Consider the following 1,078-nt stretch of genomic DNA (forward strand, 5'->3'; position numbering starts at 1 on the left):
ACCCGTTCCCATTCCGAACACGGCAGTTAAGCTCTTCAGCGCCGATGGTAGTTGGGGGTTTCCCCCTGTGAGAGTAGGACGCCGCCAAGCATATACAATATGGAGGATTAGCTCAGCTGGGAGAGCATCTGCCTTACAAGCAGAGGGTCGGCGGTTCGATCCCGTCATCCTCCACCATTTTTTATATACACCTGCCGGTGTAGCTCAACTGGTAGAGCAACTGACTTGTAATCAGTAGGTTGGGGGTTCAAGTCCTCTTGCCGGCACCATTTTCATCCATTTTTATATGCAAAGCATTTATAAATAGTATGAGCCATTAGCTCAGTTGGTAGAGCATCTGACTTTTAATCAGAGGGTCGAAGGTTCGAATCCTTCATGGCTCACCATTATATTATGCGGGTGTGGCGGAATTGGCAGACGCACCAGACTTAGGATCTGGCGCCGCAAGGCGTGGGGGTTCAAGTCCCTTCACCCGCATGTTCGCGAAAGTAGTTCAGTGGTAGAATACAACCTTGCCAAGGTTGGGGTCGCGGGTTCGAATCCCGTCTTTCGCTCCACTATTTATTTATGCCGGGGTGGCGGAACTGGCAGACGCACAGGACTTAAAATCCTGCGGTAGGTGACTACCGTACCGGTTCGATTCCGGTCCTCGGCACCATCTTAATATGCGCCCGTAGCTCAATTGGATAGAGCATCTGACTACGAATCAGAAGGTTGTAGGTTCGACTCCCGCCGGGCGCACCATTGTTTTTTTCGGGAAGTAGCTCAGCTTGGTAGAGCACTTGGTTTGGGACCAAGGGGTCGCAGGTTCGAATCCTGTCTTCCCGACCATTATTTTTTTGGGGCCTTAGCTCAGCTGGGAGAGCGCCTGCCTTGCACGCAGGAGGTCAGCGGTTCGATCCCGCTAGGCTCCACCAAAAAAAACTTTGACAAATCAATTAAGGTTTGTTATGATTACAAGGTTGCTACTTTAATTGAAACTAAATTGCTCTTTGAAAACTGAACAAAACAAAGCGCCAACGTAAATTTTGAGTGAGCACACACTATTAAAAAAGCAAAATGAGCAAGTCAAACATTT

9 tRNA genes and 1 rRNA gene are annotated in these 1,078 nt (G+C 48.9%); all 10 read left to right on the forward strand.

The features are described 5' to 3' along the window. A 5S ribosomal RNA gene (rrf, locus tag ACQKL5_RS21305) occupies window positions 1-90 on the forward strand; the annotation flags it as partial. Window positions 91-101: 11 nt separating this feature from the next. Next, window positions 102-177, forward strand: a tRNA-Val gene (locus ACQKL5_RS21310). 16 nt (window positions 178-193) lie between these two features. Next, a tRNA-Thr gene (locus tag ACQKL5_RS21315) sits at window positions 194-269 on the forward strand. 41 nt (window positions 270-310) lie between these two features. Then, window positions 311-386, forward strand: a tRNA-Lys gene (locus ACQKL5_RS21320). 9 nt (window positions 387-395) lie between these two features. Further along, window positions 396-477 (forward strand) — tRNA-Leu (locus ACQKL5_RS21325). 5 nt (window positions 478-482) lie between these two features. Beyond that, window positions 483-557 (forward strand) — tRNA-Gly (locus ACQKL5_RS21330). Window positions 558-569: 12 nt separating this feature from the next. Then, window positions 570-658, forward strand: a tRNA-Leu gene (locus ACQKL5_RS21335). Window positions 659-667: 9 nt separating this feature from the next. Further along, window positions 668-744: transfer RNA gene (locus tag ACQKL5_RS21340), tRNA-Arg, on the forward strand. Between the two features lie 10 nt (window positions 745-754). After that, window positions 755-831: transfer RNA gene (locus tag ACQKL5_RS21345), tRNA-Pro, on the forward strand. A 10-nt stretch (window positions 832-841) separates the two neighbouring features. Next, window positions 842-917, forward strand: a tRNA-Ala gene (locus ACQKL5_RS21350). The last annotated feature ends 161 nt before the right edge of the window (window positions 918-1,078 follow it).

The organism is Peribacillus sp. NPDC097675 (genome assembly GCF_050277655.1).
In the GTDB taxonomy this organism is placed as follows: Bacteria; Bacillota; Bacilli; order Bacillales; family DSM-1321; genus Peribacillus.